Origin of the sequence: Gordonia sp. DT218, assembly GCF_049847105.1 — a bacterium.
GTDB lineage: Bacteria > Actinomycetota > Actinomycetes > Mycobacteriales > Mycobacteriaceae > Gordonia.
Genome location: NZ_JBNCNS010000005.1, coordinates 1 through 26,729, shown reverse-complemented (window position 1 = coordinate 26,729; position 26,729 = coordinate 1). Strand labels below are relative to the sequence as shown.

At 67.1% G+C, this 26,729-nt stretch carries 24 protein-coding genes; 12 read left to right on the top strand and 12 right to left on the bottom strand.

Annotation, left to right across the window (positions count from 1 at the left end):
• Positions 1 to 96 precede the first annotated feature (96 nt).
• The 3 genes from ACPXCG_RS18360 to clpS are packed head-to-tail and all read right to left on the bottom strand — an operon-like array spanning position 97 to position 2,000.
• A complete protein-coding gene (locus tag ACPXCG_RS18360; RefSeq protein WP_425793510.1) occupies positions 97 to 1,188 on the bottom strand; it encodes a P1 family peptidase in 1,092 nt (363 codons plus the stop codon).
• Positions 1,185 to 1,760, bottom strand: a complete 576-nt coding sequence (locus tag ACPXCG_RS18355) for a DUF2017 domain-containing protein (protein ID WP_425793509.1) — start codon at positions 1,758 to 1,760, stop codon at positions 1,185 to 1,187. Before ACPXCG_RS18355 ends, ACPXCG_RS18360 begins: the two co-directional genes overlap by 4 nt.
• An 18-nt stretch (positions 1,761 to 1,778) precedes the next feature.
• Positions 1,779 to 2,000, bottom strand: a complete 222-nt coding sequence (clpS, locus tag ACPXCG_RS18350) for an ATP-dependent Clp protease adapter ClpS (protein ID WP_425793989.1) — start codon at positions 1,998 to 2,000, stop codon at positions 1,779 to 1,781.
• 260 nt (positions 2,001 to 2,260) lie between these two features.
• On the opposite strand from clpS, the gene ACPXCG_RS18345 reads away from it, so the two are divergent.
• From ACPXCG_RS18345 to glgB, 5 genes are all read left to right on the top strand, one after another.
• The gene (locus ACPXCG_RS18345) at positions 2,261 to 3,565 is read left to right on the top strand and encodes a nicotinate phosphoribosyltransferase (RefSeq protein WP_425793508.1); all 1,305 of its coding nucleotides are present in this window, start codon (positions 2,261 to 2,263) and stop codon (positions 3,563 to 3,565) included.
• An 8-nt stretch (positions 3,566 to 3,573) separates the two neighbouring features.
• The gene (locus ACPXCG_RS18340) at positions 3,574 to 4,173 is read left to right on the top strand and encodes an isochorismatase family protein (RefSeq protein WP_425793507.1); all 600 of its coding nucleotides are present in this window, start codon (positions 3,574 to 3,576) and stop codon (positions 4,171 to 4,173) included.
• A gap of 55 nt (positions 4,174 to 4,228) precedes the next feature.
• A complete protein-coding gene (locus ACPXCG_RS18335) occupies positions 4,229 to 6,307 on the top strand; it encodes an ATP-dependent DNA helicase (protein ID WP_425793506.1) in 2,079 nt (692 codons plus the stop codon).
• Positions 6,308 to 6,383: 76 nt separating this feature from the next.
• Positions 6,384 to 8,384, top strand: coding sequence for a maltotransferase domain-containing protein (locus ACPXCG_RS18330; protein WP_425793505.1), 2,001 nt, complete (start codon positions 6,384 to 6,386; stop codon positions 8,382 to 8,384).
• A 7-nt stretch (positions 8,385 to 8,391) separates the two neighbouring features.
• Positions 8,392 to 10,602 (top strand): 1,4-alpha-glucan branching protein GlgB, encoded by a 2,211-nt coding sequence (gene glgB, locus ACPXCG_RS18325; RefSeq protein ID WP_425793504.1) that lies wholly within the window; start codon positions 8,392 to 8,394, stop codon positions 10,600 to 10,602.
• 150 nt (positions 10,603 to 10,752) lie between these two features.
• Here the strand turns inward: glgB and ACPXCG_RS18320 are convergent, their stop codons facing one another.
• The 5 genes from ACPXCG_RS18320 to ACPXCG_RS18300 form a co-directional block, all read right to left on the bottom strand.
• Complete coding sequence (locus tag ACPXCG_RS18320; protein ID WP_425793503.1) at positions 10,753 to 11,772, bottom strand: tetratricopeptide repeat protein; 1,020 nt, start codon at positions 11,770 to 11,772, stop codon at positions 10,753 to 10,755.
• Positions 11,773 to 11,813: 41 nt separating this feature from the next.
• The gene (locus ACPXCG_RS18315; RefSeq protein ID WP_425793988.1) at positions 11,814 to 12,920 is read right to left on the bottom strand and encodes an MFS transporter; all 1,107 of its coding nucleotides are present in this window, start codon (positions 12,918 to 12,920) and stop codon (positions 11,814 to 11,816) included.
• A 107-nt stretch (positions 12,921 to 13,027) separates the two neighbouring features.
• Entirely contained in the window at positions 13,028 to 13,333 is a 306-nt protein-coding gene (locus ACPXCG_RS18310; protein ID WP_425793502.1) for a thiamine-binding protein, read from the bottom strand.
• 12 nt (positions 13,334 to 13,345) lie between these two features.
• A complete protein-coding gene (locus ACPXCG_RS18305) occupies positions 13,346 to 13,705 on the bottom strand; it encodes a DUF3817 domain-containing protein (RefSeq protein ID WP_425793501.1) in 360 nt (119 codons plus the stop codon).
• Between the two features lie 61 nt (positions 13,706 to 13,766).
• Positions 13,767 to 14,999, bottom strand: coding sequence for an acetyl-CoA C-acetyltransferase (locus ACPXCG_RS18300; RefSeq protein ID WP_425793500.1), 1,233 nt, complete (start codon positions 14,997 to 14,999; stop codon positions 13,767 to 13,769).
• 82 nt (positions 15,000 to 15,081) lie between these two features.
• Here ACPXCG_RS18300 and mce point away from each other — a divergent pair, with 82 nt between their 5' ends.
• The 3 genes from mce to ACPXCG_RS18285 all read left to right on the top strand — a co-directional run bounded on the left by mce (position 15,082) and on the right by ACPXCG_RS18285 (position 17,087).
• A complete protein-coding gene (gene mce, locus ACPXCG_RS18295; protein WP_425793499.1) occupies positions 15,082 to 15,576 on the top strand; it encodes a methylmalonyl-CoA epimerase in 495 nt (164 codons plus the stop codon).
• A gap of 28 nt (positions 15,577 to 15,604) precedes the next feature.
• Positions 15,605 to 16,708: a hypothetical protein gene (locus tag ACPXCG_RS18290; protein ID WP_425793498.1), complete on the top strand. Its 1,104-nt coding sequence runs from the start codon at positions 15,605 to 15,607 to the stop codon at positions 16,706 to 16,708.
• Positions 16,709 to 16,802: 94 nt separating this feature from the next.
• Entirely contained in the window at positions 16,803 to 17,087 is a 285-nt protein-coding gene (locus ACPXCG_RS18285) for a nitroreductase/quinone reductase family protein (RefSeq protein ID WP_425793497.1), read from the top strand.
• A 99-nt stretch (positions 17,088 to 17,186) separates the two neighbouring features.
• Here ACPXCG_RS18285 and nucS read toward each other — a convergent pair whose 3' ends face one another.
• The 3 genes from nucS to ACPXCG_RS18270 form a co-directional block, all read right to left on the bottom strand.
• Entirely contained in the window at positions 17,187 to 17,870 is a 684-nt protein-coding gene (gene nucS / locus ACPXCG_RS18280; RefSeq protein WP_425793496.1) for an endonuclease NucS, read from the bottom strand.
• A gap of 57 nt (positions 17,871 to 17,927) precedes the next feature.
• A complete protein-coding gene (gene glsA / locus ACPXCG_RS18275) occupies positions 17,928 to 19,361 on the bottom strand; it encodes a glutaminase A (protein ID WP_425793495.1) in 1,434 nt (477 codons plus the stop codon).
• A gap of 231 nt (positions 19,362 to 19,592) precedes the next feature.
• A complete protein-coding gene (locus ACPXCG_RS18270) occupies positions 19,593 to 20,795 on the bottom strand; it encodes a GAF domain-containing protein (RefSeq protein WP_425793987.1) in 1,203 nt (400 codons plus the stop codon).
• A 213-nt stretch (positions 20,796 to 21,008) separates the two neighbouring features.
• Here ACPXCG_RS18270 and ACPXCG_RS18265 point away from each other — a divergent pair, with 213 nt between their 5' ends.
• Positions 21,009 to 22,853 (top strand): flavin-containing monooxygenase, encoded by a 1,845-nt coding sequence (locus ACPXCG_RS18265; protein ID WP_425793494.1) that lies wholly within the window; start codon positions 21,009 to 21,011, stop codon positions 22,851 to 22,853.
• Between the two features lie 72 nt (positions 22,854 to 22,925).
• Here the strand turns inward: ACPXCG_RS18265 and ACPXCG_RS18260 are convergent, their stop codons facing one another.
• The gene (locus ACPXCG_RS18260) at positions 22,926 to 23,195 is read right to left on the bottom strand and encodes a hypothetical protein (RefSeq protein ID WP_425793493.1); all 270 of its coding nucleotides are present in this window, start codon (positions 23,193 to 23,195) and stop codon (positions 22,926 to 22,928) included.
• A gap of 14 nt (positions 23,196 to 23,209) precedes the next feature.
• Here ACPXCG_RS18260 and ACPXCG_RS18255 point away from each other — a divergent pair, with 14 nt between their 5' ends.
• The 3 genes from ACPXCG_RS18255 to ACPXCG_RS18245 are packed head-to-tail and all read left to right on the top strand — an operon-like array spanning position 23,210 to position 26,522.
• Positions 23,210 to 24,082, top strand: coding sequence for a universal stress protein (locus tag ACPXCG_RS18255; protein ID WP_425793492.1), 873 nt, complete (start codon positions 23,210 to 23,212; stop codon positions 24,080 to 24,082).
• A complete protein-coding gene (locus ACPXCG_RS18250; protein WP_425793491.1) occupies positions 24,079 to 25,638 on the top strand; it encodes an APC family permease in 1,560 nt (519 codons plus the stop codon). Before ACPXCG_RS18255 ends, ACPXCG_RS18250 begins: the two co-directional genes overlap by 4 nt.
• A 56-nt stretch (positions 25,639 to 25,694) precedes the next feature.
• Positions 25,695 to 26,522, top strand: a complete 828-nt coding sequence (locus ACPXCG_RS18245; RefSeq protein WP_425793489.1) for an alpha/beta fold hydrolase — start codon at positions 25,695 to 25,697, stop codon at positions 26,520 to 26,522.
• Positions 26,523 to 26,729: the final 207 nt, after the last annotated feature.

The window sequence follows — 26,729 nt, the reverse complement described above, 5'->3', positions numbered from 1 at the left end:
TCGGTCCGGTTGTCGCTATTCCGGACCCGCACCTGCCCCAGGTCACACGAACCGCGCGGCCGAACGCAAATAGCGGCGTGAGGAGCGGCATCGGCCTCACCCGGTCACTCGAAAAGCCGAGGGCAGCACCTCGCGGTACGTCGGTAGCCCCGCCACCGGGGTCGCGGCCAGCACCGCGCCGACGATCGCCCGCTGCACCACGTCGGCCGCGGCGCGACAGACCTCGGTGAGCAACGCCACGCCCGGATTCATACCCGCCGGAACGTCGGGTTGTTCGGGATGAACCGTCCCCGTCGACACCGCGAAGACGGTGTCTCCGTCCAGCGGGGAATGTGCCGGCACGATCGACCGCGCGATGCCGTCGTGACCGGCCATCGCCACCCGACGGGTCGACGCCGGATCCAGGACCGCGTCGGTGGCCACCACCCCGATCGTCGTGTTGAGCACCGTCTGCTTGGCGACGAGGCCGGCATGGTCGACGATGTGACGCCCCGACGGTCGTCGCAGACCGAACCTTTCCAGATCGAAATCTGTTGCCGACCAGGGCAATCCGGTATTCTCGTTGATCACCGAACCGACCGGGTTGACCACCATGAGGGCACCGACCGTCACGCCCGCGGCCGGTCCGTCCTCGATCACGATCGACGCCGTACCCACGCCGCCCTTGAGGGCCCCCGCCCGCGCCCCGGCCCCCGCACCGACACTGCCCACCTCGAGGTCGGTCGTCGCCGCCGACAACGCCGCCCGACCGAACGGGGCGTCCGGTCGGTTCTCCCACGCGCCCATCGGGAGGTCGAAGATCACCGCGGCCGGCACGATCGGCACCACGTGACCGAGGTCGTCCATCCGCAGGCCGACCCCCGCGGACTCCAGGCCCGACATCACCCCGTCGGCGGCGGCCAGTCCGTAGGCGCTGCCGCCGGTGAGCACGATGGCGTGTGCGGTCTGGACGGTGTTGACGGGGTCGAGCAGATCGGTCTCCCGGGTACCCGGTCCGCCTCCGCGCACATCCACCGCACACACCGCGTTCGGGCCGGATATCCGGACCACCGTGGCGCCCGTCGCCCAGCCGCTGCCGTCCCGGGCGGCGTCTGGGTCGGCGACCACTGCGTCCGGATCGATCCGGTGATGATGACCAACCTCGATGCCGGCGACGTCGGTGATGCGGTCCCCCGACGGGGCGATCACGGCAACGATTCCACGAGAAGTTCCTGCATCACCGTGAGCCAGTGGTAGACGTCCAGATGGGCCGCATGTGGATGATCCGGGGGCAACTGATCCGGGGTGTCCTCGGAGATGCCGAGCATGGCACCGAGCGCGAGCCGGACGTCGTTCAGCGCCGTCAGCCACTCCATCGCCTGATCCTCGGTGAGCGCCAGATCGCCGCCGCCGCGCGGCAGGGTGTCGAGCACCACCTGTGCGGCCGCCATCTTCGCGTCGATGATGTGCGGCTCGTGAACGCTGCGGAGCGCACCGTTGACATCGCCGTTGACGACATCGGCGGTCAGTTCCCGGTCCTGATCAGGCCGGTGGAAGTCGGGCAGCAGACGACCGAGGGTGGCGTCGCCCGGTGCGGCGCTGTGTCCGGTGCGGATACCGGTGAGATCGGAGAGCTCATCGCGCGGCGCGGTGGATTCGCGTTCGGAGAGCAACTCCCTCAGCGAGGTGACCATCGATGCCAGCAGCTCGACCTCGTGCACGTCGAGGGTGGAGCAGATACGCATCGCAGGGCCACGGCCCTTGCGCTTCCAGGTACGCACGTGTCGTCCGGTCCCCGTTCAGGCGTCGCGCTGCATGGTGGCCCACAGGCCCGCCGCATGCAGCTTCCGGACGTCGGACTCCACCTTGTCACGAGCACCCGCCGACACCACGGCCTTGCCCTCGTTGTGGACCTGCATCATGAGCTCGTTGGCCCGGGACTCGGAGTAGCCGAAGATCTTCTGGAACACAAAGGTGACATACCTCATGAGGTTGACCGGATCGTCCCATACGATCGTCACCCAGGGCCGATCGAGGGCGGTCGCACCCTCGGCGACGCCGGGTTCGGCAACCGCGGTACCTCCCGGCGTGGATTCCCCGTCGCTCCGCTCGCCGAAGAATCCCCCGTCGCTCCGCTCGCCGAAGAATCCCCCGTCGCTCCGCTCGCCGAGCCTTCTCCCGTCGCTCCGCTCGCCGAGCCTTCTCCCGTCGCTCCGCTCGCCCGGGGTAGCCTCGTGCGCACGAGTTTCGTCAGGCGCCATAGGACCAAGGGTAAGCGATTGTGACCATCGACAACACCGCGCTGCTGACCGATCAGTACGAACTGACCATGGTCTCGGCCGCGTTGCACCACCCTGTCGCGCACCGTCCGTGCGTGTTCGAGGTGTTCGCCCGGCGGCTCCCCGACGGCCGTCGGTACGGCGTGGTGGCAGGCACCGGACGACTCATGGACGAGCTCGCCGGATTCCGCTTCGGCGACGAGGAACTCGCCGTGGTGCGCCGATTCCTCGACGCCGACACCGTCGACTGGTTACGTGAATACCGGTTCTCCGGAGACATCGACGGCTACCACGAGGGCGAACTCTATTTTCCCGGATCGCCGATCCTGACCGTCCGGGCCGGCTTCGCCGAGGGCGTCCTGCTCGAGACGCTGGTCCTCTCGATCCTCAACCATGACAGTGCGATCGCGTCCGCAGCCGCCCGCATGGTCAGCGCCGCCGCATCACGCCCGATCATCGAGATGGGTTCGCGCCGCACGCATGAGCGGGCCGCGGTGTCGAGCGCCCGCGCCGCCTATCTGGCCGGTGTCGCCGCGACCTCCAATCTCGAGGCAGCCCGAACCTACGGGGTCCCGAGCGCCGGCACCGCGGCACACGCCTTCACCCTCGGTTTCGCCGGGCCGGACGGCCCCGACGAAAAGGCGGCCTTCGCTGCCCAGATCGCGGTCCTCGGGACCGGCACCACCCTCCTGGTCGACACCTACGACATCACCCAGGGCGTCCGGAATGCGATCGAGGTCGCCGGTCCCGAACTCGGCGGCGTCCGGATCGACTCCGGTGATCTCGGTGTCCTCGCACGCCAGGTCCGCGAACAGCTCGACGACCTGGGCGCGACCGGCACCAAGATCGTCGTGTCGGGCGACCTCGACGAGTACGCCATCGCGTCGCTCCGCGCCGAGCCGGTGGACACCTACGGCGTCGGCACCTCCCTGGTCACCGGTAGCGGCGCACCGACCGCCGGCATGATCTACAAGCTGGTCGAGGTCGACGGGATCCCGGTCGCCAAGCGCTCGAGTCACAAGGAGTCCAAGGGCGGGGCCAAATCCGCGTTGCGAGCGGCTCGCGCCAGCGGCACCATTGTGGAGGAGATCCTGTATCGCGCCACCGACGATCCACCGCACACCGACGGCCTGTCCGTTCGGCCACTGCAGATCCCGCTGGTCCGCGGAGGCGAACCCGTCGACGGCCTGCCGTCGCTCGGCGACAGCCGAACCCATCTCGCCGACGCACTGGTGACCCTCCCGTGGGAGGGCCTCGGCCTGTCGCACGGCGACCCGGCAGTGCCCACCCGTTACCTGCTCGGTTAGGAGTCGCGATGTCCGATCGGGAACCCAAGGACCATGCATTGATCGTGGTCGACGTCCAGAACGACTTCTGTGAGGGCGGCGCACTCGGCGTCAACGGTGGTGCCGCGGTGGCCGCAGCCCTCGAGACGATCGTGCACGATTACCGCACCGTCGTCGCGACGCGTGACTATCACATCGATCCCGGCGATCATTTCTCCGATGATCCCGACTATGTCGACTCCTGGCCTCCGCATTGCCGGGCCGGCACCGAAGGTGTCTGGTTCCACCCCTCCTTCGATTCATCGGTCGCCCAGGAGGTCTTCTCGAAAGGCCACTACAGCGCCGCGTACTCCGGGTTCGAGGGGGCCGCCGACGACGGCACCTCCCTGGCGGATTGGCTCCGCGATCACCGGATCACGCACGTCGACATCGTCGGGATCGCGACCGATCACTGCGTACGTGCGACCGCGCTCGACGCCGTGAAAGAAGGATTCCAGACGCGCGTGCTCTTGAACTTCACCGCAGCCGTCGCCGCCACCACGTCGTCGAAGGCTTTGTCCGAGATGCGTTCGGCAGGAGTTGATCTCACGGGGGATCTGCTCTACGACGGATCCACACACATCGAATGACGTCGCCCTACATGACTCAGCACCACACGGCGTCGGGCGCAATGGCGCCGACCGGATGAGCAAGACCCCATCGGTGACCGCGCTGCTCGACACCGCGGTCACCGCCCTCGGTGGCAGCCGCCGTGACGGGCAGGTCCGGATGGCGACGGCGGTCGCGCACGCCATCGACACCGGCGAACATCTGGCCGTCCAGGCCGGCACCGGTACGGGTAAGTCCCTGGCCTACCTCGTCCCGGCGATCCGGCACGCCGTCGAGTCCGGCCGCACGGTCGTGGTGTCCACCGCGACGATCGCACTGCAACGCCAGCTCATCGAGCGGGACCTGCCGCGCCTGGCACCGGCACTCGCCGGATCGTTGCATCGGGAGCCGACCTTCGCAATTCTCAAGGGTCGAGGAAACTATCTGTGCCTCAACAAGATCCACAGTGGGACTGCCGAGGAGCCGGCCACCGAACTCTTCGACGCCTTCGAACTGTCACGCACCGGACGGGAGGTCACCCGACTCCGCGAGTGGACCTCGGACACCGAGACCGGTGATCGCGACGACCTCTCCCCCGGTGTGACCGATCGGTCGTGGCGCCAGGTGAGTGTGACGGCGCGCGAATGTCTCGGCGCCGCCAACTGCAGCTACGCCGACGACTGTTTCGCGGAACGATCCCGCCGGGCGGCCGGGCAGGTCGACGTCATCGTCACCAATCACGCGCTACTCGCGATCGACGCGATGAGCCCCGCCAGCATCCTGCCCGAACACGACGTGGTGGTGATCGACGAAGCCCACGAGCTGGTCGACCGCATCACCTCGGTCTCCACCGCCGAGATCTCCGGCGCCGGGATCACTCTGGTCGCGCGACGATGCGGCAAGCTCATCGACGACGAGACCACCGATGCGTTGCTGGGTGCCGGCGAGAACTTCGACGGCCTGCTCGCCGAGTTGCCGGCCCGCGAGTGGCTCCGGTTGCCCTCCGGCACGGCCGAGGCCCTCGCCATGTTGCGTGATCGCCTGTGGCAGGCGCGCAATGCGATCGGCCCGGTCCGGATGCCCGGCGCGAGCGACGATTCGGCCGCCGCCCGCTCGGCCGCGCTCACCTCGCTCGAGGACACCCACGACACCGTGGTACGCCTGCTCGGCGCCTTCGACTCGCCTGACGAGGCGAAGCGCCGCGACGTCGTGTGGGTGGCGCACGACAAGGTGGGGCAGGACACCCGACCGGTGCTGCGCATCGCACCGCTGTCGGTCGGCGGCCTGTTGCGGGCGTCCCTGTTCGCGAAGGCGACGGTCATCCTCACGTCGGCCACGCTGACCGTCGGGGGGAACTTCGACGCGCTCGCCGCAACCTGGGGTCTGCCCGCCGCCGGCCGGCGTGACACCGACGGGGTCGACCCGTCGACCGAGGTGCCGACCGGCGACATCGACGTCATGGCGATCGGCAAGACCGCACCCGCAGACGACGCACCGCCACGCTGGGCCGGCCTCGACGCGGGCTCCCCATTCGACTACCAGAAAGCGGCGATCCTCTACGTCGCTCGCCATCTGCCGCGACCGGGCCGGGATGCGATCGCCGACGTGACCCTCGACGAACTCGCCGGTCTCGTCGACGCCGCCGGTGGACGCACCCTCGGGCTGTTCTCCTCGATGCGCGCGGCGCGGGAGGCCGCGGAAGCCATCCGGGGCCGCACCCATCACCCGGTGCTCTGTCAGGGTGAGGACACCACATCCGCCCTGGTCCGCAGATTCGCCGACGATCCCGAGACGTGCCTGTTCGGGACGCTCTCGTTGTGGCAGGGTGTCGACGTCCCAGGGCCGTCGTGCAGCCTCGTGGTCATCGACCGTGTCCCGTTCCCCCGACCGGACGATCCGCTGCTCACCGCCCGCCAACGCGCAGTGGAGGCTCGCGGAGGCAACGGATTCCTCACGGTCGCGGCCAATCACGCCGCACTGCTGCTCGCCCAGGGTGCCGGACGCCTGCTGCGCTCCACGGATGATCGCGGTGTCGTCGCCGTTCTGGACTCCCGCCTGGCGACGGCCGGATACGGTGGGTATCTGCTTGCGTCGTTGCCGCCGTTCTGGCGTACGACCGATGGCGATCTGGTGCGTTCTGCGTTGGGCAGACTGGCCGCGATCCCCTACGGTTGAGAGCGGCAGCGATGCCGGCGTCGCCGCACCCGAGCGTGCGCCAGAGATCGCGGGGTCTGACGAGAGGAGGCCGCTGGTGATCGGGCGGATGGGGATCGACGATATCCGACCCCTGGTGTCGGCTGGGCAGCTGCCGGCGAAAGCCGTTGTCGGTGAGCTCATCCCGGTCAGCAGCACCGCATGGCGCGAAGGACACGACGCCCTCGGCGTGACCTTGCGGGTGGACGGCCCGGAGCGGACCGGTCTCGACATCCGGATGCAACCGGCCGGCGAACCCGACGTGTTCAACGCCGCGTTCGTACCGGACGCCATCGGATACTGGGTGTTCCGCATCGAGGCCTGGAGCGACCCGTACACCACGTGGCGGTCGGCCATCGTCAAGAAGATCGACGCCGGCCAGGGCGCCGCCGATCTGGCGAATGACCTCGAGATCGGCGCCCAGCTGCTCACCCGGGCACACGACGTGGTCCCGATCGAGGCCCACGACACCCTCGACGACGCCATCCGCCTGCTGCGCGCGAGGCGACGGCGCATCGAGAACCGGGTGATCCTGGCCATCTCCGACGAGGTCGCCGAACTGCTGACCGAACACCCGATCCGCGAACTGGTCACCAAATCACGGTCGTATCGCGTCTGGGTCGACCGTCGCCGCGCACTGTTCGGTTCGTGGTATGAGATCTTCCCGCGGTCCACCGGCGGATGGGACAACGAGGGCAATCCCGTCCACGGCACCTTTCTGACGGCCGTCGACGACCTGCCCCGGATCGCCGGCATGGGTTTCGACGTCGTATACCTCCCGCCGATCCACCCGATCGGCAAGGTCAATCGCAAGGGCCGCAACAACACATTGGTCGCAGGACCCGACGACGTCGGCTCACCGTGGGCCATCGGCTCCGTCGAGGGCGGGCACGACGCGATCAACCCCGCGCTCGGCACCGAGGACGATTTCACCTACTTCCTCGCGCGGGCCCGCGAACTCGACCTCGAGGTCGCCATCGATTTCGCTCTGCAATGCGCTCCCGACCATCCCTGGGCAGCCGAACACCCCGAGTGGTTCACCACGCTGCCCGACGGCACCATCGCCTACGCGGAGAATCCCCCGAAGAAGTACCAGGACATCTATCCACTGAATTTCGACAACGATCGCAACGGGCTCTATCGCGCGGTCCTCAAGATGACGTTGAAATGGGTCGGACTGGGCGTCAAGATCTTTCGGGTCGACAATCCGCACACCAAGCCACCCAACTTCTGGGAGTGGCTGATCAACGAGGTCAAGAAGCGGGACCCGGACGTCCTGTTCCTGGCGGAGGCGTTCACCCGGCCGGCCCGTCTGTACGGACTCGCCCGCATCGGGTTCAGCCAGTCCTACACGTACTTCACCTGGAAGACGGCGAAGTGGGAACTCGAGGAGTTCGGCCGAGAGATCGCTGCCCACGCCGACGAGGCCCGTCCCAATCTCTTCGTCAACACCCCGGACATCCTGCACGCGAGCCTGCAACACGGCGGCCCCGGGATGTTCGCCCTGCGCGCCGCGCTGGCCGCCACGCTGGCGCCGACGTGGGGAGTGTACAGCGGATACGAGCTCTACGAGCACATCGCGGTGGCCGACGGAAGCGAGGAGTACCTCCACTCCGAGAAGTACGAGCTGCGGCCACGCGACTACAAGGCCGCCTCCAGCCGGGGCGAATCACTCGAACCGTGGATCACCACACTGAACGAGATCCGACGGCGTCATCCGGCCTTACAGCAGTTGCGCAACATCACCTTCCACCATCTCGACAATCCCGCGCTGATCGCCTATTCGAAGTTCGATCCGGTGTCCGGCGACCGCGTGATCGTCGTCATCAATCTCAATCCGTTCGGTACCGAGACGTCCACGCTGTGGCTCGACCTCCCCGCTCTCGGTTACGACTGGCAGGACCGTTTCACCGTCCGTGACGAGGTATCCGGCCACGAATTCCATTGGGGACAGGCCAATTACATCCAGCTCGAGCCATGGCGTGCGGTGGCGCACATCCTCGCATTGCCCCCGATCGCCCCGACCGCCGCCAGACGACTCGCCTACCGGATGCAGTGAGGTTGCCGTGACCGAGACGACCAAAACCCCCGAACCCTATGCCTCCGACCATGATCTGCGCCGGCTGTTCAGCCTGACGCACCCGGACCCGCACTCCTTTCTCGGCGCGCACGAGACCGATGACGGCTGGACCATCTTGCGCACCCTGCGACCGGATGCCACCGCCGTCGTCGCCGTGATCGGCGAGGCCGACCATCCGATGCAGCGCCAGAGCGACGACCTCTGGGTCGTCGCGGTGCCGATCACGGGACTGATCGACTATCGCTATCGGGTCTCGTACCCGGATGGCGACGACCATCTGGTGGCCGATGGATATCGCTTCCTGCCCAGCCTCGGTGAGGTCGACGTCCACCTCTTCTCCGAGGGCAGGCACGAATCCCTGTGGGACGTCCTCGGCGCTCGGGTGGTCTCGTACACGACACCGGACGGCGAGGTCCGCGGGACGGCATTCTCGGTGTGGGCCCCGAACGCCCATGGCGTGGCGGTCATCGGCGATTTCGACAACTGGACCGGGCGGCAGACTCCGATGCGGCAGATCGGCAGCAGCGGGATCTGGGAGGTGTTCGTCCCCGACGTCTCCGATGGCGAGCGGTACAAGTTCCGCGTCCACGGTGCGGACGGTGTGGTCCGCGACAAGGCCGACCCGATGGCCCGGCAAACGCACACCGCACCGTCCACGGTGTCGGTGGTCAGCGAGTCCACGTACTCGTGGACCGACGACGACTGGATCGCCCGGCGCGCCGAGGGCTCGCCCGTCGACGAGCCGATGAGTGTCTACGAGGTCCACATCGCCTCGTGGCGGGTGGATCTCTCGTACCGGGAACTCGCCACCGAGCTCGGAGACTACCTCGTCGAGAAGGGGTTCACCCACGTCGAATTCCTACCGGTCGCCGAGCATCCGTTCGGCGGGTCCTGGGGCTATCAGGTCACGTCGTATTATGCGCCCACCGCGCGCTTCGGTTCGCCCGACGACTTCCGATATCTCGTCGATCATCTTCATTCGTTGGGGATCGGCGTGATCGTCGACTGGGTCCCCGCCCACTTCCCCAAGGACGACTGGGCCCTGGCCCGCTTCGACGGCACGGCCCTCTACGAGCACGCCGACCCGATGCGCGGCGAGCAATTGGACTGGGGCACTCTGGTCTTCGACTTCGGACGCCGGGAGGTCCGCAACTTTCTGGTGGCGAACGCCCTGTACTGGTTCACGGAGTTCCACATCGACGGACTGCGCGTCGATGCGGTCGCATCCATGCTGTACCTGGACTACTCGCGTCCCGCCGGGCAGTGGCGCCCGAACGTCTACGGCGGCCGCGAGAACCTGGAGGCCGTACAGTTCCTCCAGGAGACGAACGCGACTGTGCACAAACACTTCCCCGGCGTCGTCACCATCGCCGAGGAGTCCACCGCCTGGCCTGGGGTGACCCAGATGACCACGCTCGGCGGTCTCGGATTCACCTTCAAATGGAACATGGGCTGGATGCACGACACCCTCGGATACCTCTCCCGGGATCAGATCCACCGCAGCTTCCACCATCACGAGATCACCTTCTCGTTGATGTACGCGTGGAGTGAGCACTTCGTGCTGCCGATCTCGCACGACGAGGTCGTCCACGGGAAGGGCACATTGTGGAGTCGGATGCCGGGCGACTCGTTCACCAAGGCGTGTGGGGTCCGCGTGCTGCTCGCGTACATGTGGTCACACCCCGGCAAGCAGTTGCTGTTCATGGGTCAGGAGTTCGGGCAGACCGGTGAGTGGGCCGACAACCGGAGCCTGGACTGGCACCAACTCCAGGGTTGGGAAGGCGAATTGCACTCCGGGATATCGGCATTGGTGTCCGATCTCAATCGCGTGTATCGCGAGAGCCCGGCACTCTTCAGCCAGGATGGGACGCCGGACGGGTATTCGTGGATCGATGCCAACGACACCGCGAACAACGTCATCAGCTTTTTACGCTATGGCACCGACGGCTCGGTCATGGCCTGCCTGTTCAACTTCTCCGGCTCCGATCGCGAGAGCTACCGCGTGGGCCTGCCGCGGCCAGGGACGTGGGCGGAGGTCCTCAACACCGACTCGGCGGCTTACAGCGGAGCAGGGAAAGGCAATCTCGGACAGGTTGTCGCCGACGGACCGGGCTGGCACGGCCGCGAGAGCTCCGCGACGGTGATGCTCCCGGCCAACTCGGCCATCTTCCTCGCACCCGCCACGTCGTCGAGCTGACGCCGACCGGGCGCACCGGTTCGTCGATCGGGCACAATCTCGCCGACTGGGCGCAGATACCCGCCGATCGTGCCGACAGGCACAGCGGTGTGCCCGCTCGACGGAATCCTGCGCCCGCTCGGCGGACAGTCTGTCGGCCTCGGCGGACGGTCAGTACAGCGCGCTGGCCAGCTTGCGGCGCGCCGCCACCACGAACGGTTCCGCCGGATCGAAGAGCTCGAACAATTCCAGCAGGCGGGTCCGTGCTCGCGTGCGCTCGTCGCCCGACGTCACCTTGATGACGCCGACGATCCGGTCGAACGCATCCTCGGGCCGCTGCCCGAGCAGCAACACATCCGCGGCGGCCAACTGGGCATCGACGTCGGCCGGTGCAGCCGTGTCGACGATCGCCGGATCGTGGGCCTGTGCGCGGAGCACGAATTCGAGATTCCGGGCTGCCGACGCCGCTTCGATGTTGTCGGGTTCGGCCTCGGTGATCGCCCGATAATCGGCGAGGGCGCCCTCGAAATCACCGGCGTTCAGTTTGTCCTCGGCCGCCACCATGCGGGGGTCGTCGGGCTCCGGCTCGACCTCACCGGCCTCACCGGCCTCACCGCCCGGCAGGGCCTCGCCGAGCTGATCGAGGATCTCCCCGACCCACTGCGCGATCTCTGCCTCGGATCGCACACCGTTGAAGGCGGCCACCGGCTGTCCCTGGGCGATCGCCACGACCATCGGGATCGATTGCACCCGGAACGCCTGGGCGATGCGCGGGTTGGCGTCGACATCGATCTTGGCGAGTACCCAGGAGCCCTGCGCGCGCGCCGCCAGCGACTCGAGCACGGGCGAGAGTTGCTTGCAGGGACCGCACCACTCTGCCCACAGATCGACGAGAACCAGCTGTTCCTGCGACCGGCCGAGCACCTCGCTCTCGAAGTTCTCGTCGGTGACGTCGATGACTGCGCCGCCGGAGTCGCCGGGGGTCCCGCCGGCCGGCGCGTTGCCGCCCGGCGCGTCCTGCGGTGCTTCCGACGTTCGGGGGGCCGGTGCCGGCCTTCCCGACTGCTGCCGCTGCGCGTCGGCGCGTTCTTTGAGGGCCGACAGGTCGACCGCACCCGACATCGCTACCGCGGCAGCCTGTTGCCGTGCGGCCGCGGCGGCCGCCTGCTGCCGATTCGTTGGTCTGCTCACCCCTCCAGTGTGTCATGCCTCCCGACGGCCGACCTCCGCTGTCACCGGTCCGCGCGTACCACCCCGGCGGCCGCCGCGGCGAAGACGAGGGCGCCGATCGCGACGATCAATCCGACGGACAGGCTGCTGCGGGTGCTGATGAACCCGACGACCGCCGGTCCTGCCAGCATGCCCAGATAGCCGCATCCGACGACCATGGAGATCGCCCGACCACTCGAAGCAGTCGTGAGGTTTCCGGCGGCGGTGAAGATCTGCGGGATCAGTCCGGCCAGGCCGACGCCGAAGATGGTCCATCCGGCGATCGCCCAGCCCGCCGACGGCGCGAGGACTGCGAGCAGCATGCCCGTCATCCCGATCAGGGCACCCCAGCGGATCACCGCAACCGGGCCGACGGATGCCGCGACCGCGTCGACGCCGAATCGGGACACCGTCATCGCCGCGCTGAAGGCGCCGAAGGCGATGGCACCGATCGATTCGCGGGTACCGAACGTCTCGACGACGTGCAGGGCGCTCCAGTCGTAGGCGGTGCCCTCGGCGAGCATCAGCGCGAACGCCACCGCGGCCAGCAACGCCAGCCGTCGCAGATCGACGCCGGTCCACCAGCGCGCAGGACCCGCCCCCTCCGATTCCGCGGCACGCCGCACGGGCGCCGGCTGGTGTTGCTCCCGGGGCAGCAGCCCGGGGGCCGCGCATGCGGCGACCACCAGGCCGACGACGCCCGCGACGGCGACGGTGGCGAGGACCCCCGCATCGAGCCACAGCGTCGCCGCGACGACACCGGACCCGATCAGGCTCCCGACGGAGAAGAACCCGTGGAACGACGACATGATCGGGCGGCCGTACCGGCGCTCGACCTGAACCGCCTGGGCGTTCATCGAGACATCGAGTGCACCGTTGGCGAAGCCGAATCCGGCGAGGGCGGCGGCCAGCGTTGCGCCGTTGACCGCACTCACCGGCGCGAGGATCACGAGCGAGAGCACAACGGCCGCGACGACGGTGCTCGGACGCGAGCCCCATCTGTCGATGAGCGGTCCGCAGACCTGCATCCCGACGAACGCCGACGCCCCGAGGAGTAGGAGCAGCCCGCCGAGTTGATCATGCGAGACGCCGGTGCGTTCGGTGATCACCGGGATGTGGGCCACCCACATCGCGGCGAGAAAGCCGTTCAGCGAGAAGACGGCGACGACGGACGCGCGTGCCCGTCGTTCGGTGGCCTCGACCTCGACCTCGCGTTGCGCCCCCCGACGAGGCGCATTCACGCGAGATGCCGGTCGACCCGCTCGACCTTGCCGGTCAGCTCGTCGGTGTGGCCCGGCCGGATGTCTGCCTTGAGGACCAGGCCCACGCGCGGGGCGTGCTCGGCAACGGCGTCGGTGGCGCGTTTGACCACGGCCATCACCTCGTCCCAGTCACCCTCGAGGTAGGTGAACATCGCAGTCGTCTGGTGCGGCAGACCCGACTCACGGACGACTCGAACCGCTGCCGCGACGGCCGCGCTCATGCCGCCGTCGTCGCCGACCGCATCGCCGCCCGAAGGCGTCAGGCTGAACGCAACGATCACGACGGCCCGTACTCAGGCGGTCAGCTGCTCGGCGGCGGGTTCGTCGGAGAGCTCCGCGAGGTGGCCGTTGCGCTGCGCCCACCATTCGAACACCAGCGTGCCGAACGGCGGGATGCTGGACACGAGCGCCAGCACGGTGACCCCGGCACGCCAGCGCAGCTGCATGGCGGTGACCAGCGAGACGATGACGAAGAGGATGAAGACGATGCCGTGCACCATGCCAGGAACCGCAACCGCTTCGGTGTGCCCGAGCACCCACTTGAAGAACATCGCGACCAACAGCGCCAACCAGGTGATCGCCTCGAGGACCGCGACCAAACGGAAGCGCTTGGCCGGGGTGCTGAGATCGAAGAATTGCGACATGGTCTCCATTGTGCCGAATCAGACAGAATTCTACGACCAGGTGTAGTAGAAGTCTCCTCGTCCGGTCGGATCAGCTCTTCGGGACCCGCACGATCAGGGCATCGCCCTGTCCACCGGCGCCGCAGAGCGCCGCCACGCCGACTCCGCCGCCACGACGCTGCAGTTCCAGCGCGAGGTGCAGCGTGATGCGAGCGCCGGACGTGCCGATCGGATGCCCGACGGCGATCGCCCCGCCGTTGACGTTGATGATCGACGGATCGATCCCGAGCTGTGCGGTCGAGGCGAGCCCGACCGCGGCAAAGGCCTCGTTGATCTCGACCAGGTCGAGTTCGGCGGGCGTGATCCCGGCGCGCGCGCACGCCTTCTCGATCGCGTTGGCGGGTTGCGCCTGCAGTGACGAGTCGGGACCCGCGACCACGCCGTGCGGACCGATCTCCGCGAGCCACGTGACGCCGAGTTCGGTCGCCTTGGCCTTGCTCATGACGACGACGGCGGCCGCACCGTCGGAGATCTGCGACGAGTTGCCCGCGGTGATGGTGCCGTCCTTGCGGAATGCGGGGCGCAGACCGGCCAGCGAGTCGGCCGTGGTGTCCGCGCGAACGCCCTCGTCCTCGGCGAACGAGATCGGGTCACCCTTGCGCTGCGGGATGCTGACCGGCACCACCTCGTCGGTGTACACGCCGTTCTTCCACGCGATCGCTGCTCGCTGGTGGCTCTGCGCGGCGAACTCGTCCTGCTGAGCGCGCGAGAATCCACGGGTCACGTCTGCTGCCGCATCGGCCGCGACGTCGTTGCCCTGCTCGGTCAGAGCGCCCATCGGCTGATCGGTGAAGGCATCCCAGAGGCCGTCGAAGGCCATGTGGTCGACCAGCTCGGTGTTGCCGTACTTGAAGCCACCGCGACTACCCGGCAGCAGGTGTGGTGCCTGCGTCATGGACTCCTGGCCACCGGCGACCACGACGTCGAACTCGCCGGCGCGGATCATCTGGTCGGCGAGCGCGATCGCGTCGATCCCGGAGAGGCACATCTTGTTGATCGTCAGCGTCGGGACATCCCAGCCGATGCCCGCCTTGACCGCGGCCTGCCGCGCCGGCATCTGACCGGCACCCGCGGTGAGCACCTGCCCCATGATCACGTAGTCGACCTCCGAGGCCGGCACGCCCGACTTCGCCAGGGCGCCCTCGATCGCGATCGCGCCCAGGTCCACTCCACTGAAATCCTTCAGCGACCCCATCAGGCGGCCGAACGGCGTCCGCGCTCCCGCGACGATGACCGTCGACGACTGTTCCGTGTTCGTGGACATGGGACCTCCAGGATCTCCGGTGAACGCGGGCAGACCGAGCGCCCGCTCTGTGCGCTTGTACATCCAACGCTACCGTTGTTGCATGACCACCTCTGCAACAGACCCCGCAACCGTCTCGGCCACCGAGCTGATCTCGGATCTCGTCGTCGCGATCGATCATGTCGGCATCGCGGTCCCCGATCTCGACGCCGCGAAGGAGTGGTACCTGACCCACCTCGGATTCGAGACCCTTCACCAGGAGACGAACACCGACCAGGGCGTGATCGAGGCCATGGTGGGCCCACGGAGCGCAGCCGAGTCCGGCGGTGCCGTGATCCAGTTGCTCGCCCCGCTCACCGAGGACTCCACGATCGCCAAGTTCCTCGACCGCAACGGGCCGGGTCTGCAGCAGCTGGCCGTCCGCGTCACCGATGTCGACGTGGTGAGCGCCCGCCTGACCGACGCCGGCGTGCGTGTCCTGTACCCCGAGCCACGGCGTGGCACGGCCGACTCGCGGATCAACTTCGTGCACCCCAAGGATGCCGGCGGCGTGCTCCTCGAGCTGGTCGAGCCTGCGACGGATTCCACAGGTCACTGACCTTTCCCACTGAGATAGACTGTGCCGCATGTCAGCTCCTGCACCGCGGCAACTCCCGTTCGCGATCGTCATGCGCGGCTTCGATCGCGAGCAGGTTGCCGAGCATCTGCAGCGAATGGACGCCGAACTGCGCGTGCTCGCGGCGGACCGCGATGCGGCCACCGCCAACGCTCACGAACTCGCCGCACACTTAGAAGAAGCACGCGACGAGATCGAGGAGTTGCGTCGCGAGGTCGACAAACTCTCGGTACCGCCGACCACCGCTCAGGGAATGAGCGAGCGGCTCGGCCGGATGCTCCAGCTCGCCTCCGACGAGGCGTCGGAGATCCGTGCCGATGCCGCCGCCGAGGCGGCCGAGACGACCTCTATCGCCCGGCAGGAGGCCGCCGGGCTGCGCGACGACGCCCAGGCCGACGCCGAGCGCATCCGTGAAGACGCGGAGGACAAAGCAAAGAAGCTGATCGACGAAGCCGAGGAACGTGCACGTCAGACGCGCGAGAAGGCCGATGCGCTGGCCGCGCAGGCCGCCGAGGAGGCCGAGGAGGCCGGCGTCCTCATCACCGAGCGCACTGCGGCGATGGAGGCCGAGCACAAGGAGACGATGAGCGCGGCACGCGACGAGGCACGTCGGATCGTCACCAAGGCCAAGGGTGAGGCCGCCGAACTCGAACTGCAGAGCACGCGTGCGCGCCAGGCCGAGCGCGAGCGTCACGACGCCGAACTGGCCGCCCAGCGTGACCGAGCACGCCACGATGCCCAACGGACGAAGGACACGGCACAAGAGATAGCCACCGAGCGACTGGCCCGTTCGCGTGAACTCGCCAACAAGGCCGACCTCGCCCGCAAGCAGGTCGTCGAGCAGCTCGACCGGGTCCGCGAGCAGTTGGCGAAGGTTCCCGAGCAACTGGCCGAACGCCACAAGGACCTCGCCGAACTCACCGATTCCGACGATCTCGAACTGCTCAATCGCGCGCTCTCCTCGCAGTCCCAGATCAAGCGACCCGGCGCGGCAAACGGCGGCGGCACCAACGGCTCGTCGGCGGCGCCCACGTCCAATGTCGCCGGCGGTCAGTCCAAGAACAACCAGACGGCGAAGAACCAGACAGCGAAGAACCAGACAGCGAACAAGTAGGCCCACCGGGATCGATACGCGGCGGATCTCCGCCGAACTGCCCACGATCTCGCCATGAAGTGGCGTGCGTCTGGTGAACCGCACCATGAACGCTGTGATCGGACGGATCCGTCCACGGCATTTCCGCGGGGCCGACCTGCTGATGCTGACCACCACGGGCCGCGAGAGCGGAGCGCGGCGCACGACACCTCTGATCCTGATGCCCGACGGCGATCCATGGATCGTCGTCGCCTCGAACGGCGGGGGCGGCTGGGAGCCCGGCTGGTGGCTGAACCTCAAGGCGCGCGACCCGGCGGAGATCGCGATCGGAGACGCGGTGACGCCGGTTCGGGCGCGGAGATCATCGGTGCCGAACGAGATCAGATGTGGACGGCCCTGAACGAGAACGGCTTCGACTTCCAGAGCTATCAGGACCAGGTCAGCCGCACGATCGCCGTGGTCGCACTGCCGCCGATGTCCTGAGGGCCGCGGGGAGTGTTCAGAACAACCGGAACTCGGTACTCTCCGCGCCACGCAACGCATCGTAATCGAGTATCAGACAACGAATTCCACGATCTTCGGCAAGCGTTCGCGCCTGGGGCTTGATCTGCTGCGCGGCGAAGACCCCGGACACCGGCGACAGGATGGGATCGCGGTTGAGCAACTCGAGGTAGCGCGTCAGCTGTTCCACCCCGTCGATCTCGCCGCGACGCTTGATCTCGACCGCCACCGTCGCGCCGGTGGCGTCGCGGCACAGCAGATCGACCGGACCGATCGCCGTCATGTACTCACGCCGGACCAGGGTGTGACCGGTTCCGAGCGTCTCGACGTGTTCGGCCAGCAGCTCCTGCAGGTGGGCTTCGACACCGTCCTTGACCAGACCGGGATCGACGCCGAGCTCATGAGCCGAGTCGTGTTCGATCGATGCGATGGTGATCCGCAGTTCCTCGCCGGCCTTGTTGGTGACGACCCAATACGCCTCGCCGTCGACGCCGTCTGGAACCGGCAGCTCGGCCATCCAGCAGGGTGGACTCATCCAGTTCAGGGGTTTGTAGGCGCGGTCGTCGGCGTGCACGCTCACCGAGCCGTCCGACTTGATCAACAGCAGACGTTTCGCCATCGGCAGATGTGCTGTCAATCGCCCGACGTAGTCCACTTGGCAGCTCGCGATAACCAGACGCACGGTGGCCAGCTTAGCGACCGCGCCGACGTGGCGGCGCACTCCCCACCCAACACGCCCTCACGCCGAGTACCGCTGCTTCAGCTGAAACGCCTCCGCGTCGATGACCGCATCCGCGATGGTGCCGTGGACATGCGGCAACGTCGGGTCGAAACCCCGAAGTGCTTGCGGTGCAGCAAGATCTGGGAGCGAGCTGTCGTTGCGGTGGCGATCCACGCTGGCCCGCACCACGCCGTCGGGGTCGACCAGCATGGCACGTTGCCCACGATCGTCGAGGGCGTGCTTGAAGTTGAGGATCATGGTCCGGGCCACCGGGTCGATGACCCCGATCCGGGAGATGTCCACGATCAGGACGTCGAGGTCGTCGAGATCCCCCTCGAACCGCCGCATCGCGCTCTCGGCGCCAGAGAAGGTCAGGTCGCCCTGGAGTTCGTAGATTCTCACCCGGTCACGGCAGGTTCGCAGATACAGGCGTTCGACCTCGCCCCAGTCCTCCCCGATCTCGAAATCGGCGATGTCGTGGATCGACCGGATGGTCACCCGGCTCTCCCGGGTCAGATTGAACATGTGCAGACCGAGGTCGGTCGACAGATGGCGGCAGGTGTCGATGCCCCGCACACTGTTGCCGTGCCGATCGAGTCGTGGTGAGTACACCCCGATCCCCAGCTGCCCCGGCAGGATCGCGAGGATTCCGCCGCCCACCCCACTCTTGGCCGGCAGCCCGACCGACGACACCCAGTCGCCCGCGCCGTCGTACATTCCACAGGTCGTCATCACCGACAGCACTCGTTGGGCCACCTCTTGGTTCAGCACCTGGCGACCGGTACGCGGATTGACCCCGCCGTTGGCGACGGTGCATCCGATCACCGCCAGATCGTCGGTGGTCACCCGCAGGGAGCACTGCCGGTAGTAGAGGTCGAGCGCAGCCTCCGGATCGGTGTCGATGACCCCGAAGCTGTCGAGCATGTAGGCGATCGCCCGGTTGCGCGCACCGGTCGCCGCCTCCGACCGGTAGACCGCGGAGTCGATGGACAGATGCCGCCCGGCGCATGCCGAATAGAACGTCACCAACTCGTCGAAGACTTCGTCTACGGTCTGCGCGGCGACCTCACGAACGGGCGGCAGCAGCATCGATGCGGTCAGGATCGCGCCGGCGTTGATCATCGGGTTCTTGGGGCGCCGACGGTCGTCGACGCTGATCTCGTTGAACGCCTCACCCGAGGGCTCCACTCCGATCTTGGTGTCCACCTGCACGTAACCCAGTCGGGAGAGCGCCATCGCGTACGTGAGCGGCTTGGAGATGGACTGGATGGTGAACTCCACCGAACTGTCCCCGCGGGAGTAGACGTGGCCGTCGTGCACGCACAATGACAGCCCATATCCCTCCGGGTCCACCTGCGCGAGTTCGGGGATGTAGTCGGCCACCGCGCCGGAGAGATCGGCGGCGCAGGCGGACGTGATGTGGCTGAGATACCCGTCGACGAGGGAGGTCACACAGCGAATGTAGGCCAGAAGCGGCGCTCGGGGGCGGAGGTGCGCCCATCGGGTAGCCCGCGTCCTTCGCCGATCGTCCTCCGCCCATCGAGTAGCCCGGCCTCCCGCCGATCGTCCTCCGTCGCCCGAATGGCCACGAGCGAGCGCAGCCAGCCCGCGGCATATCGAGATCACCACTCCCACAACACGATCGCCCGCACCCGGCGCCTCAGAGCACGCTTGTCCGGCGTGTCAGGAGACGGCTACCGCACGGTCCACTCGTACGGTCACACCATCGGCGAAGCGGTAGGGGTTTGCGGCGAGCAGTCCACCGAGATGCTTCCGAAGGCGCGACATCTCGGCTCGCACGGTGACCGTCCGGTCATCCGCCCCGAACAGATGCCGTGACATCTGTGCCGCACTCCGGCCACCCCGGTGCTGCGCGAGCAGCGTCAGGATCTCCGCGTGCCGGGGCGACGGCTGCATGGTCCACCGGCCCGTCAGACCGGACACCGTCAGCGATGGATTGCGCGAATCGCGCAGATCGAGATCGAGTGTCGTGTCCGACGACGACGTCGAGTCCCGCTCGGCGACTCGGACCAGCCAACCACCCGGCAGCGGTTCGAGGTCACACTCCCCCAGACCGCGCAACCACATCCGACCGGGTCCGGCATGGCGCGGCAACGTCAGGCGGGTGCGGGGCGCGACGGCGTCGAGCGCGGCCACCCATCCGTCGTCGTCCACGGCCAATGCGGGCCCGCCGAATCTGGCGAGCATCGGCGCGGCGACCGACCGTAGCTGGTCCAGTGAGCGGCGGTGATGATCACGCAGTTGCGACTCTGCGAGCCTCGCGACCACGTCGACGAGCGCCACAGTGGTCGGATGAATCGTGGCGGCCGGTCCACTCACGTCCACCACGCCGAGCAGAGCGCCGGTCCTCGGGTCCCGGATCGGCGCCCCGGCGCAGGTCCAGGAATGGTGGCTGCGCACAAAATGCTCCGCCGAGAACACCTGGACCGCACGACCCGACATCAGCGCGGTGCCGATCGCATTGGTCCCGACAGCGTCCTCCGCCCAGCCTGCGCCCTCGATGAAACCGAGTCGATCGGCCCTTTGCAAGACGCGCGGTGCGCCGCTACGCCAGAGGACGCGACCTTCGGCGTCGGCGACGACGAGGATGTTGTCACCGTCCGCGATCACCGAATCGAGACCTCGGGTCAGGTCGTCGAGCACTGTGGTCAGACCGGACACAGCCCGACGTTCCTCGATCTCACTCACGTCGAGGCCGTCATCGGTCCGCCCGACCTCCGGATCGACTCCCGCGGTCAGGACGCGGTCCCAGGACTCGCTGATCACCGACCGAGGACGAGCCGGCATCTTGTCGCCGGCCATCGCGGCGTCGTACACGGCGGAGAGCAGTTGGGCGTAGTGCCGTGGGTCATCCCCCGCGGACATCGCGGGTTCGGGGCCGATCTGCGCATCTGGGTCCGACACCCCCTGATTGTGCTCCCCATCACACTCGGCCCGCAAAGCACGGACGTGGGTTGCAGCGGGTTGCAGCCACGAGGGCCTCCGGCCGCAACCCGCTGCAACCCTTGTCGCGGCCGCCTCATCGGTGTGCTGTGGATCACAGACAGCGATGATCGCAGCACCCGAGGAAGGCACATCATGACGCAGACATTGGAGCCCACCACTGCCGAGGCGCGACCGACCGAACCGCAGCAGCGCATCGACGCCTGGCTCGCCGCGTTCGAGGCCGCACTTGCTGCCCGCGACGTCGACCAGGTCACCGGTATGTTCGCCACGGACAGCTTCTGGCGAGACCTGGTGTCGTTCACCTGGAACCTCAAGACCGTCGAGGGTCGCGAACAGATCGCCGATATGCTGACCACCCGGCTCGCCGACATCGATCCGCAAGCCTTCCGTTCTGCCGCACCCGCCACCGAGGAGAACGACGTCGCCTCGGCGTTCATCGAGTTCGAGACCGCGACCGGTCGCGGCGTCGGTCATCTGCGGCTCCGGCCGGACGCGGTGTCCGGCACCGATGTCGCGTGGACACTGCTCACCACGTTGCAAGAACTCAAGGGACACGAAGAACCCAACGGCGCCACCCGCGTGCGCGGCGCGGTACACGGATCCGACCCCGACCGGCGCTCGTGGGCGGAGAAGCGCGAAGACGAGGACGCCGCGCTGGGCCGCACGCTTCAGCCGTACGTGCTGGTGATCGGCGGCGGGCAGGGCGGGATCGCGCTCGGCGCCCGGCTACGGCAACTCGGCGTGCCGTCGATCGTCGTCGACCGCCATGACCGACCAGGCGACCAGTGGCGCAAGCGCTACAAGTCGCTCTGCCTGCACGATCCGGTCTGGTACGACCACCTGCCGTATCTACCCTTCCCGGCCAACTGGCCGGTGTTCGCCCCCAAGGACAAGATCGGCGACTGGTTGGAGTTCTACACCAAGGTCATGGAGGTGCCGTACTGGAGCAAGACGACGTGCCTGTCGGCCGACTACGACGAGCAGGCACAGCAGTGGACTGTCGAGATCGAGCGCGACGGCGAGCGGACGTCGCTCCATCCCACTCAGCTGGTGCTGGCCACCGGTATGTCGGGCAAGGCCAACGTGCCCTCCTTCTCTGGTCAGGATGTGTTCACCGGCGAGCAGCACCACTCGAGTCAGCATCCAGGTCCGGATGGCTACGCCGGCAGGAAAGTCGTCGTGATCGGCGCCAACAACTCCGCGCACGACATCTGTAAGGCGCTGGTGGAGAACGGTATCGACACCACGATGGTGCAGCGGTCGTCAACCCACATCGTGAGGTCGGACTCACTCATGGAGATCGGCCTCGGCGCCCTCTACAGCGAGCAGGCCGTCGAGTCCGGAATGACGACCAAGAAGGCCGACCTCACCTTCGCCTCACTGCCATACCGCATCATGCACGAGTTCCAGATCCCGTTGTACGACCAGATCCGCGAGCGCGACAAGGACTTCTACGACCGTCTCGAGGCGGCCGGATTCGATCTCGACTTCGGCGACGATGATTCCGGTCTGTTCATGAAGTATCTGCGGCGCGGTTCCGGCTACTACATCGACGTCGGCGCATGCGATCTCGTCGCCGACGGCACCATCAAACTCGCCCACGGCGATGTCGATCACCTCACCGAACACTCCGTGGTCCTCGCCGACGGCACGGAACTCGAGGCCGACGTCGTGGTCTATGCGACCGGCTACGGCTCGATGAACGGCTGGGCGGCCGACCTGATGGGCCAGGACGTGGCCGATCGCGTCGGCAAGGTGTGGGGACTCGGCTCGGAGACCACCAAGGATCCGGGTCCTTGGGAAGGCGAGCAACGCAACATGTGGAAGCCCACCCAGCAACCCGGCCTGTGGTTCCACGGCGGGAATCTCCATCAGTCCCGCCACTATTCGCTCTATCTCGCACTCCAGCTCAAGGCCCGGTACGAGGGCATCCCGACGCCGGTGTACGGATTGCAGGAGGTCCATCACCTCAGCTGAGCCGACGTGTACGGCGCTGCCGGTCGGGAAAAGCCCTGGCCGGCAGCGTCGTCCGCTCAGCGGGAAACCCGGTCAGGCCTCCATGACCTTCTCCGCGAGCAGCGAGCCGACGGGGCATTCGGCGACACCGATCGTCGCCCAGGGCGGTCGCCTCGGCCTGCTCTTGGTCGCCTGGAGTTCGACGTCGTCACGCGGGTGACCACCGGGTGACCACCGGCCCGCGTCGGCGACCTCTCCGCTCCACCGTGTACATGGCTGGTGTACCGAGCGCGACATCTTGTCAGATGCGCAGGCATCATGACCGGCGCACAGTGAGTTCACCTGCATCGTTCTCGAGCTCACGATCGGAGTGCACGATGAAGCTGCTCGTCGCGTATCTGGCAACGCCCGGGGGCCAGGACGCCGTAGCGCTCGGCGTGTGCCTGGCCCGCACCCTGAAAGCCTCACTCGACATCTCTCTGGTGATCCCGCCCGACCGACCGGAGGCGTTCGCGAGCACAGGCAGCTACGCCGACGTCCTCGACGATGCGGCCCAGGAATGGCTGGCAGAGGCAGCGGCCCTGGTACCCGACGACGTGACAGTTGCGACTCACGTCGCGTTCGACGAGAACTCCGCCGACGGAATCCTCAAGGAGGCCGAACGCCTGAACTCGACCCTGCTCGTCGTCGGCGCCTCCGGGGGTGGCCTCATCGGCCGGCATTCCCTCGGGTCGGTCGTCAATGACCTCTTGCACAGTTCCTCGATCCCGGTGGCGCTGGCCCCGAGGGGCTTCAGTCACACCGGGTCGGCCCGGGTCCGGGCGATCACCGCCGCCATCGGGAGACGGCCCGGGGCAGAGATCCTCCTGGACACCGCACTCGAACTGAGTGCGCAGGGAGACCTGCCACTGCGATTGCTCTCATTGGTGTCACGTGACGACATGCCGCCGCGTCGGTCCGCGCAGGACGAGGAGAAGGCCACCGCCCATGCCGTCGAACTCGCACAGCGGGCACTCGACACGGCACAGCAGCGCCTCCCCGACAGCACGCCGCTGAGTTCCGCGATCGCCGAGGGGCGCAGCGTCGAAGATGCGGTCGCCACCGTCGACTGGCACGACGGGGACGTGATCATGGTCGGGTCCAGCCGACTCGCCGCACCGCGGAAGCTCTTCCTCGGTTCCACGGCGGCCAAGATGCTGCGGGTGCTCGCGGTCCCGATGATCGTCGTTCCCCGACAGGCACCGCAATGACCGATCCGTCCAAACCGTCGGGCCCTCAGCAGGATTCGACCGACCTGATGGACAAAGGCCTCGCCACCGGCAAGGTGGGCACCTTCGCCGGTGCCGTACTCGGCATTTCCTGCGTGGCTCCCGGGTACACGCTCACCGCCAGTATCGGTTTGATCGTCGCCGCGGTCGGCCTGAAGATGCCGGCGATCTTCATCGCCGGCTTCATCCCGATGTTCCTGACCGCGTATGCCTATCGGGAACTCAACTCACGCGCACCCGATTGTGGCGCCTCCTTCACCTGGTCAACCAAGGCGTTCGGCCCCTATGTCGGTTGGATGTGCGGTTGGGGCATGGTCCTCGCCACGATCATTGTGTTGTCGAACCTGGCCGCGATCGCGGTCGAATTCTTCTATCTGTTCATCGCCCGCGTCTTCAATGCGCCCGACGTCGCCGACCTCGCGGACAACAAAGGCGTCAACATACTCACCACTCTCGCGTTCATCGCGCTCGCCACCTACATTTCGGGGCGGGGAATCACGACGAGCGAACGCGTCCAGTACGTCCTCGTCGGCTTTCAGATGATCGTCCTCGTCGCCTTCGCCATCGCGGCGATCGTCGAGTCGGTGAACGGCAACGCTCCTGCCGGCCTGCATTTCAGCCTGGAGTGGTTCAACCCGTTCACTGGCTTGGCGTTAGGTGCGTTCGTCATCGGGGTCACCGGTTCGATCTTCGCGTTCTGGGGGTGGGACACCTGCCTGACACTGGGCGAGGAGTCGAAAGATCCCACGAAGGTACCCGGACGTGCGGGCTTGCTGTGCGTGATCTCGATCCTCATCACCTACCTACTCGTCGCGGTGGCGGTGATGATGTACGCGGGGGTCGGAACCACGGGCATCGGGCTGGGCAACGACCAGATCTCCGAGAACGTCTTCGGCGCACTCGCGTACCCGGTCCTCGGCAGTTGGGCCGGACCTCTACTGTTTCTCGCGATCCTCGCGTCCTCGGCTGCGAGTCTGCAGACGACGTTCCTGCCCGCGGCGCGAACAATGCTCGCGATGGGCGCCTATGGCGCCTTCCCCAAGAAGCTCGCCTCCGTTCATCCCCGATTCTTGGTACCGACCTACAGCACAATCGTCGCCGGCGTCATCACGGGAATCTTTTACACCGTCGTCAGCGTGCTGTCCGAACACACACTCCTCGACACCATCGCGGCGCTCGGCATCATGATCTGTTGGTATTACGGGATCACCGCATTCGCATGTGTCTGGTTCTTCCGCAGAGAATTGTTCAGCAGCGCCCGAAACATCGTGTTCAAGTTCGTGTTCCCACTCTTGGGCGGCATCATGCTCACCGCGGTCTTCGTGATCTCGGTACGCGAGAGCATCGACCCCGAGAACGGCAGTGGCGCCTCGATCTTCGGGATCGGACTCGTCTTCTACATGGGATTCGGCCTCCTGGCGTTGGGGCTGGTCCTGATGTTCGTGATGCGAGCGACCTCACCCGACTTCTTCGCCGGTCGCACCCTCCGCCGTGATACCCCGGCACTGGTGGACGAGAGCTCGCTCGTCCAGAAGTGACCTCCTGACAACCCGGGTACCGACCGCTCCACGAACGACGCAGGGACACTGGCCAGATGACCACGAATCACCTGAAACGCACCCTCCGATGGGCCGGTCGCACCGTCAGGTGGGATCGATTCGGCGACGGCCCCGCCCTGGTTTTCCTGCATGGCACGCCGTGGTCGTCGGCGCTGTGGCGACCGTATGCCGAGGCCCTGGCGGAGGACTTCACCGTCTACCTCTGGGATATGCCCGGGTACGGATTGTCATCGAAGGCCCCTGATCATCGCGTCGACCTCGGGGTTCAAGGTGAGCTCTTCGCACATCTCCTGGACGTCTGGGGGCTCGAACGTCCACATGTCATCGCCCATGACTTCGGTGGTGCCGTTGCCCTGCGCGCCCGGCTGCTGCACGGCAGACGGTATGCATCGCTGTGTCTCGTCGACGTCGTGGCGCTGAGCCCGTGGGGCTCGCCCTTCTTCACCCTCGTCCAGCAGCACGCCGACGTCTTCGAACAGCTGCCGCCTGCCGTCCACCGGGGCGCGATCGAGGCCTACATCCGCGGCGCAAGTCACCGGGGACTCCGCGACGACCACCTCGAGATGCTGGTCCGACCCTGGTCCGACACAGACGGACAGACCGCGTTCTACCGACAGATCGCCCAGGCGGACGAGAAGTACACCGACGAGGTGGAGCCGCTGTATGGGTACCTCGATGAACCGACACATATCGTGTGGGGCGCAGAGGACACCTGGATTCCGATGGATCGTGCAGAGCGCTTGGGCACATTGATACCGCATGCGACGCGAACGCTGATTCACGACGCCGGCCACCTGATCCAGCTCGATGCGCCGGCGCAACTGTCAGCTGAATTGACCCGTTGGACCACCGAGGTGGCATGACTCGCGAGAACTTCTGCAGTCAGGTCGAAATCAGGACCGCAAAAGAGAGAGCGGGACAAACAATGTCCACACATCGCTGAAGATGCACAAATGACTGTGGCCCCCGAATTGCTTCGGGGGCCACAGTTCTGAGTTGTGTTCGGCGGTGTCCTACTCTCCCACACTGGTTAGGGTGCAGTACCATTGGCGCTGGAGGGCTTAGCTTCC